The following is an 8128-nucleotide window of genomic DNA, read 5'->3' as shown; positions in this document are numbered from 1 at the left end:
AGCTTGATATGCTTGATAAATAAATAATTCACTATCAAATAAATTTCCTGAATCATTAGAAAAAGTATTAAAACCTGTATTTGCAATTAAAGCATTAGCAATGTTTTTTGCTAATGATTTACAATTTTGGTTTGCGTCAACTTCTCCATAAATCCATAGAGTTTGTCCTAATGATGCTTGAATTTTTTCAGGTAATAAATTACTAGGTTGAAAATCTTGGATTTGTGCTATGTTAATATCAATATTTGGTGCTGATTCGGGAAAAAAAGTTAAATCAACTGCGTAGGTATCATTAAGCAAAAACGGTTGTAAATTAACTTTAATTTTTAAACCGTTGGGAGTTGTAAAACTTCCTAAATCTAAACCTTTGGAATTAGTTAACCATTCAGTTATTCTGCCTACTTCTAGTTTAGTTGTATATTTACCATTTTCATAGCAAATTAATTGAGATTTTACATCTTTTAAACTAGTAGAAGGAAATGAAGATACACCAATATTAGCTAAATTCTCCCATAAAAGACTGGCATTTGCGACAGTTTCATCAGGTGTATGTGCAAGAGTATGTCGCAAATGAAAAGCATAGAGGGTAATAGTAAAATTTTTCACGGTTTTGGCTGGGATTTTTTATCATCAGATACAGTTGAATTTAATTTTATAGCATTTTGAGTCAGTTCCTGAGAAGATTCACTCTGTTGGTTGGCTTCTGTGGGAGAGTGAGAATTACTTGGACCTAAATTACCATCTTTAGTTAGAGATAAATCCATTGATTGCAAATTTTCTTGGTATACTGCTAAAAGTGACGGATGAGATTTTAACCAATCTTCTATTTTTTCTACTATGTCTTCATCATCTTCTGGTAATTCACTTGATAATTGATGTAGTTCTTTCCAATTTTCATTAGTTAATAAATTACTAGAATTTTCGAGAATTTGCCGAAAAGCTATAACAGCATTTTTATGAATTGACATGATTAATTAAACTCCTTTACCAATACAACAAAAAGCAGACCAATACACAGGTAATGAGAAAGGTTGATAGTTTTCGCTATTTTTCTGTTCCGTTATATCAAAATATTTGATTATTTGATTTTGCGAAGCGAAACTTAATGATGATTCTTTTACCCATTGTTTAAAACCTGTAATATTTGTCTCTCTTAACCATCTTTGGGAATTTTGCAAAGCTAAGACTATATTCTTTTGATGTTTTAACTCTTTATAAAATTTGACCATTAATAAAGCGGTAGCTGTAGCATTTACACTCCAAAGACTACTTACTACATTGGTGCTACCAGCTAACAGAAAACCACTAGGTAAACCAATATATTCATCACTGGTACTTGTAAAATCTGTAATTCCGGTTTCACAAGCAGCAAGGGTAACTAAACGACAGTTTTCTAGTTTAATGTGAGTGATAATATCTGCTAAAGTTAAAACTTCATCTGCTAGTTGTAAACCTGAATCTAGGGGAGAATCAGAATTGAAACTACCATGACAGAAGAAAAAGAGATTATTGGCTTTCGTCAAATTTTCATTATTTGGAATAATTGCTGATTTTTGAGCTTGTTCTTTCTTCAACACATAAGTTTTAGCAAACTGCTTTTTAATCGCTGCAACTGCACCTAAATCTTTTTCATATAAATCTTCTGTGGGAGTTTGAATCGCAAATAAAGATTGAAAATCATCACGTTGACGCAGTTGTGTTTGTTGTAATAATTGATAACTGGGAGCATAACCAACACCTTGAGGAAATAAATCCATTAAATATGAATTTCTCACTGGTAAAGCATGAAGAGGTAACAGGTGTAAAAAAAGATGAGGAATCAAAATTAATTTCTGACATTGTGGTGGTATTCTTTGTAAAATTTCTTCAATGTGCAGAATTTCTGCTAACTTTTGCAGACTTTGTTCTAATTGATTTTGCCATTGGTAATGATTAAAAAATTCAGGCATAATCCCTATTAAAGCTTCTCTATCTGCTGATGAAGATTGCCAAATTTTGATTTCTTTACCTCCTGGTTGAATTACAACAGCGAGAATTTTATCAGAAGTAATATACCATTCAATAATTGCTGTCTTGTCATCAACAATATTTTGCAATGATGTAAATTCAAAACTAGAACCAATCGGTAAATATGTATCTTGTAATTGTTGCTTTTGTTGTCTTAATTTCTCGATATCTTGCCGTAAAAATGTGGCATTGCCTTTTTGCAGTAAATCTTGTGCAATCGCTATTTTATCACGAAGTTGTCCTAATTCAGTGGCAACCTCATCAGGAAAGCTGGTTTTTAAGTCACGGTTGAGAATTTGTTCTACTAAATTGCGGGTTTTACTGCGTTCAATATAGGTGATAGCTTCCGTTGTTTTACCCAATGCTAAACAAACTTCTACCATGCCTACAAAAAGTTTATTCCATTTTTCTGCTTGTTTGCGTTTACTTGCTTCCCCAGAAATAATTTCCCCTCGTATATCTTCAACTGTGGCAATGGCAGATTTCAAGGTATCATAAGCTAAATCAAACTGTTGTGATTCTTGATAAAGAATACCCAAATTGAATAAAGTTTGAGCATTTTCTACAGGAAAATCGCTGCGGGTTCTCACTTCTAAAGCTTGAGTATAAGCGGCGATCGCATATTCCAGATTCTCCGCTTGATCTCCCCTGATTCTATTAATAAGGTAGGCACTCCCCAGATTATTTTGCGTACCTGCCCATTGTTCAGGAAAATTGGTGCGGGTATAAACTTCTAAAGCTTGAGTATAAGCGGCGATCGCATATTCCAGATTCTCCGCTTTATCTCCCCTGATTCTATCACCGTAGGCAATCCCCAGATTATTTTGCGTCATTGCCCATTGTTCAGGAAAATTGGTGCGGGTATAAACTTCTAAAGCTTGAGTATAAGCGGCGATCGCAATTTCCAGATTCTCCGCTTTATCTCCCCTGATTCTATCAGAGTAGGGGCGTTGCTGAATCAAGGTATGAAAATAAAAATCTAATAATCTGAAGTATTGACCATGTAATAGTTTAGCGATCGCTAATAAATAAAAATCATACCCGAAATCAGCAACGTCAGAGTAGGCAGCCGCCAGATTATTTTGCGTCATTGCCCAGTATTGACCATGTAATAGTTTAGCGATCGCTAATAAATAAAAATCATCCCCGAAATTAGCAACGTCAGAGTAGGCAGCCCCCAGATTATGTTGCGTGGCTGCCCAATTTACAGGAAAATCGCTGCGGGTATAAACTTCTAAAGCTTGATAATAAGCGGCGATCGCATATTCCAGATTCTCCGCTTTATCTCCCCTGATTCTATTAAAGTAGGCAATCCCCAGATTATTTTGCGTCATTGCCCATTGTTCAGGAAAATCGGTGCGGGTACTCACTTCTAAAGCTTGAGTACAAGCGGCGATCGCATATTCCAGATTCTCCGCTTTATCTCCCCTGATTCTATTAAAGTAGGCAATCCCCAGATCATTTTGCGTCATTGCCCAATCTACAGGAAAATCGGTGCGGGTTCTCACTTCTAAAGCTTGAGTACAAGCGGCGATCGCATATTCCAGATTCTCCGCTTTATCTCCCCTGATTCTATCACCGTAGGCATTCCCCAGATTATTTTGCGTCATTGCCCATTGTTCAGGAAAATCGGTGCGGGTACTCACTTCTAAAGCTTGAGTACAAGCGGCGATCGCATATTCCAGATTCTCCGCTTTATCTCCCCTGATTCTATTACAGTAGGCATTCCCCAGATTATTTTGCGTGGTTGCCCATTTTACAGGAAAATCGGTGCGGGTACAAACTTCTAAAGCTTGATAATAAGCGGCGATCGCATATTCCAGATTCTCCGCTTTATCTCCCCTGATTCTATTACCGTAGGCAGCCGCCAGATTATTTTGCGTGGTTGCCCATTGTTCAGGAAAATCGGTGCGGGTTCTCACTTCTAAAGCTTGAGTATAAGCGGCGATCGCCATTTCCAGATTCTCGGCTTTATCTCCCCTGATTCTACCATCGTAGGCAGCCGCCAGATTATTTTGCGTGGTTGCCCATTGTTCAGGAAAATCGGTGCGGGTATAAACTTCTAAAGCTTGAGTATAAGCTGCGATCGCATATTCCAGATTCTCCGCTTTATCTCCCCTGATTCTATTACCGTAGGCAATCCCCAGATTATTTTGCGTCATTGCCCAATCTACAGGAAAATCGGTGCGGGTTCTCACTTCTAAAGCTTGAGAATAAGCGGCGATCGCAATTTCCAGATTCTCCGCTTTATCTCCCCTGATTCTATCACCGTAGGCAGCCGCCAGATTATTTTGCGTGGTTGCCCAATCTACAGGAAAATCGGTGCGGGTATAAATTTCTAAAGCTTGAGTATAAGCTGCGATCGCATTTTCCAGATTCTCTGCTTTATCTCCCCTGATTCTGTTACGGTAAGCTTCACCCAGATTATTTTGCGTGGTTGCCCATTGTACAGGAAAATCGGTGCGGGTATAAATTTCTAAAGCTTGAGAATAAGCGGCGATCGCAATTTCCAGATTCTCCGCTTTATCTCCCCTGATTCTATCACCGTAGGCATTCCCCAGATTATTTTGCGTCATTGCCCATTGTTCAGGAAAATCGGTGCGGGTACTCACTTCTAAAGCTTGAGTACAAGCGGCGATCGCATATTCCAGATTCTCCGCTTTATCTCCCCTGATTCTATTACAGTAGGCATTCCCCAGATTATTTTGCGTGGTTGCCCATTCTACAGGAAAATCGGTGCGGGTACAAACTTCTAAAGCTTGATAATAAGCGGCGATCGCATATTCCAGATTCTCCGCTTTATCTCCCCTGATTCTATTACCGTAGGCAATCCCCAGATTATTTTGTGAAGATCCCCATAGTTCTGGAGAAGTATCACGGGTGAAAACAGTGGAAACTATTTCATAACCAGTAATAGCAATTTCCATTTTATTGGCTTTGTTACCTAAAGGAAATTGCTGTATCAAATTACTAAATTCACCTAGCACTACAGCGAAAAATTGTTTTACGTCTGGTTCTGCTTCCTCTAATGTATTTGTTGCCCAAACCTGTAATAATTGGGCAAAAGCCAAATTCAGTTTATCTGTATTCGCTTCCAGTAAGGGGTAAACTACCTGGGGATTATATTGACTTTCTGCGGTTGCTTGTAATACTTCTAATAAAAATTGTTTTACGTCTGGTTCTGCTTCCTCTAATGTATTTGTTGCCCAAACCTGTAATAATTGAGCAAAAGCCAAATTCAGTTTATCTGTATTCGCTTCCAGCAAGGGGTAAACTACCTGGGGATTTTCTTGTAATACTTCTAATAAAAATTGTAAATAGGTATTAATATCTGCTTCATTAATCTGATTGATCTGGGTATTCCCATGGGAATGATTGGGGGGTTGACGCTGTGGGGAAAATAACCCCATAAACCAGTTAATAACAAATCTAATTAGTGACATAGAAGTTTTGGGCTGGGTTAGGGTAGCATTTAGATGGTGCTTCAATAGTAGATGATGCTTCAATGGTATTTTGCATCAATTTTGACAATTTTATCCTGAAAATCATTAAATCCTGGACATCCTGATTCTGACAAAAAATCATCAGTCGGTGCGTCAGATGCGATTATTTAGTGATCATGAATAGATTTTTAATTCTGATGCACCCTACAAAATCCTCATCCTGTAAATCCTCAAATCCTGGACATCCTGATTCTGACAAAAAAATCATCAACTGGTGCGTCAGATGCGATTATTTAGTGATAATGAATAGATTTTCAATTCTGACGCACCCTACAAAATCCTCATCCTGTAAATCCTCAAATCCTGGACATCCTGATTCTGACAAAAAAATCATCAACTGGTGCGTCAGATGTTATTATTTAGTGATCATGAATAGATTTTCAATATCTGACGCACCCTACAAACTTAAATCCTGGAAATCCTGATTCAGACAATTATTCCCAAAAATCAACATTTAACATTGCTTCAATATCACAACTAAACGGCCACATATCAGGAAATTCACACTGTGGATAACCATTGCGGACAATTTTCAAAGCATCTGCATAAGCTTCATCAAATACTTGGCTAAAATAAGGCTTGAGACTAGGTGAATTTTTGAGTAACTTTCTGATTCCAATCCTTTGTTTAATGATTGATTCTACCCACCCACGATAACAATCAGGGATATGCACATAATTCCTCTTGAGAATATGTTCTAAAAGTTCTGCTAACCGATTTTCAAGTTCACGTTTATCTGAGCGACCCAAGTCCTCTATCTCCTCTATCAAATTATCAATATCTAGTCCTTCTATATCTCTATTCCGTAATTTGTGGACAATATCTTCAATCCAGAGTAAATAGTCTTGCTCATACAAAGATACTGCAATTGGTGTCCGTGTCATTGCTGTAAATCCTGTAAATGTCCTAATTCCATTTTAAGTGAAATCATTTGTAATGTTAGACAATCAACCTGTAAACTAGCAGAATCAACACAATTTAAACTCTTTTAACATTTTGCCTATTCCAAGCATATTCACTGAGTGTAGCATATAGTGATAAATCAAATCCTGTTAATCCTCAAATCCTGTTAATCCTGATTCAGACAATTACATCCTGAAAATCATCACCTGAAATCCAGGGAATAAATTCCCTGTCTCAAAGCCAAAGTCGGTTCAAACCGACTAGAATCTAATCTAATTTACCGAGGGAATACTTAACAATTACATCCTGAAAATCCTCAAATCCTGGACATCCTGATTCAGACAATTGCTAGTTTATAATTATTCCAAGTGTAACTTTTCCATTTACCAAGGAGGAATCAGTCATGAAGGGATGGGAAACTTTAGATGCTATAGAAAGACAACCTGATAAAGTAAGTGGTGCATGGGTATTTCGAGGAACAAGAGTTCCCGTTGCTGCATTATTTGAAAATTTACGTGATGGTGCAACAGTAGATGAATTTTTGGAATGGTTTCCACCTGTGCAAAGATCACAAGTTGAAGCTGTACTTAATTATGAGCTTGAAAAATTAGCTGCTTAGATATGAAAATTCTTTTTGATCAGGGAACTCCTGTGCCACTACGAAAATATTTAACAGACCATTCTGTAAAAACAGCTTATGAAGAAGGATGGTCTAATTTATCAAATGGAGATTTATTAAAAGCTGCTGAATCTCAAGGATATCAAATACTCATAACAACAGATCAGAATTTGCGTTATCAACAGAATTTGAGCGATCGCCAAATTGCAATTGTGGTTTTACTGTCGACTTCATGTCCAAAAATTAGGACACAACTTGATAAAATTTGCTCTATTATCAATACAACTGAATTTGGTGATTATCAAGAAATTTCTATCATCTAAAAATCCTCATCCTGTAAATCCTCAAATCCTGGACATCCTGATTCAGACAATTAAAAAGTCAAGTTCATTGATAAAATGATGACCTTACCACCTCCATTACAAACAGAGTTCAACGATAAACTAGAACAACATGAAAAGGAGTTAAATATGCCTTTCCTAAGCACTATTGAAGAAATGGCAGAAGAACGAGGTGAAGCAAAAGGTGAAATCAAAGGTGCTAGAAAAACCTGCCGAAACAATATTATCAAAATTCTCGCTAATAGATTTGATTCTGTTCCAGAATTGATGAGTGATTCTCTCAAGAAAATTGATGATATGACGATTCTAGAAAATCTCCTGTTATCAAGTATTAGTGTTAATTCATTGGCGGAATTGCAAAACTTAATTGATGCAGAATTACAGCAAAATCAATAATATTATCTTCCCTGATTTCTTCTATGATGAGGAAGTCAGGGATTTATCATCCGCCTAACTAAACTTAGAGGATGTTTGAAAAGTGGTATCCCGTAATTTTTATCACATTCTTACCCCCCTTTGCGCTTGTAAAGGGGGTAAACAATAAAAATCCAGTTCCCTCCCCTTTATAAGGCTATCGTGTACACACAAGTTAAATTACCCCCCTTAATCCCCCCGATGCTTTGGAGGGAAACCGAAAAAATTAGTTCCCTCCTCAAAGCATCGGGGAGAATTGAGGAATAATGGTGATTCGATAACTTGTGTGTACACCGTAGCCTTTACAAGGGGAGGGTTAGGGCTGTCTCTTATACACATCT

Annotated in this window: 6 protein-coding genes and 1 pseudogene; 3 read left to right on the top strand and 4 right to left on the bottom strand. The window is 37.1% G+C overall.

The window, feature by feature from the left end; all coding sequences use genetic code 11:
- The 4 genes and pseudogenes from IQ228_RS15910 to IQ228_RS15895 all read right to left on the bottom strand — a co-directional run.
- A pseudogene (locus IQ228_RS15910) lies at window positions 1-606 on the bottom strand (hypothetical protein); the annotation flags it as partial.
- Window positions 603-968, bottom strand: a complete 366-nt coding sequence (locus IQ228_RS15905) for a hypothetical protein (protein WP_039202189.1) — start codon at window positions 966-968, stop codon at window positions 603-605. The pseudogene IQ228_RS15910 and the gene IQ228_RS15905, both read right to left, overlap by 4 nt.
- A 6-nt stretch (window positions 969-974) precedes the next feature.
- Window positions 975-5450, bottom strand: coding sequence for a CHAT domain-containing protein (locus IQ228_RS15900; RefSeq protein WP_228043906.1), 4476 nt, complete (start codon window positions 5448-5450; stop codon window positions 975-977).
- 494 nt (window positions 5451-5944) lie between these two features.
- A complete protein-coding gene (locus tag IQ228_RS15895) occupies window positions 5945-6394 on the bottom strand; it encodes a DUF29 domain-containing protein (protein ID WP_027404793.1) in 450 nt (149 codons plus the stop codon).
- Window positions 6395-6816: 422 nt separating this feature from the next.
- Between IQ228_RS15895 and IQ228_RS15890 the strand changes: the two genes are divergently transcribed.
- From IQ228_RS15890 to IQ228_RS15880, 3 genes are all read left to right on the top strand, one after another.
- Window positions 6817-7032 (top strand): DUF433 domain-containing protein, encoded by a 216-nt coding sequence (locus tag IQ228_RS15890; protein ID WP_027404792.1) that lies wholly within the window; start codon window positions 6817-6819, stop codon window positions 7030-7032.
- Window positions 7033-7034: 2 nt separating this feature from the next.
- Window positions 7035-7355, top strand: a complete 321-nt coding sequence (locus tag IQ228_RS15885) for a hypothetical protein (RefSeq protein ID WP_193963503.1) — start codon at window positions 7035-7037, stop codon at window positions 7353-7355.
- 75 nt (window positions 7356-7430) lie between these two features.
- Window positions 7431-7769, top strand: a complete 339-nt coding sequence (locus IQ228_RS15880) for a hypothetical protein (protein WP_193963501.1) — start codon at window positions 7431-7433, stop codon at window positions 7767-7769.
- The last annotated feature ends 359 nt before the right edge of the window (window positions 7770-8128 follow it).

The organism is Dolichospermum sp. LEGE 00246 (genome assembly GCF_015207865.1).
Lineage (GTDB): Bacteria > Cyanobacteriota > Cyanobacteriia > Cyanobacteriales > Nostocaceae > Dolichospermum > Dolichospermum heterosporum.
This window is presented reverse-complemented; position numbering and strand designations above follow the sequence as displayed.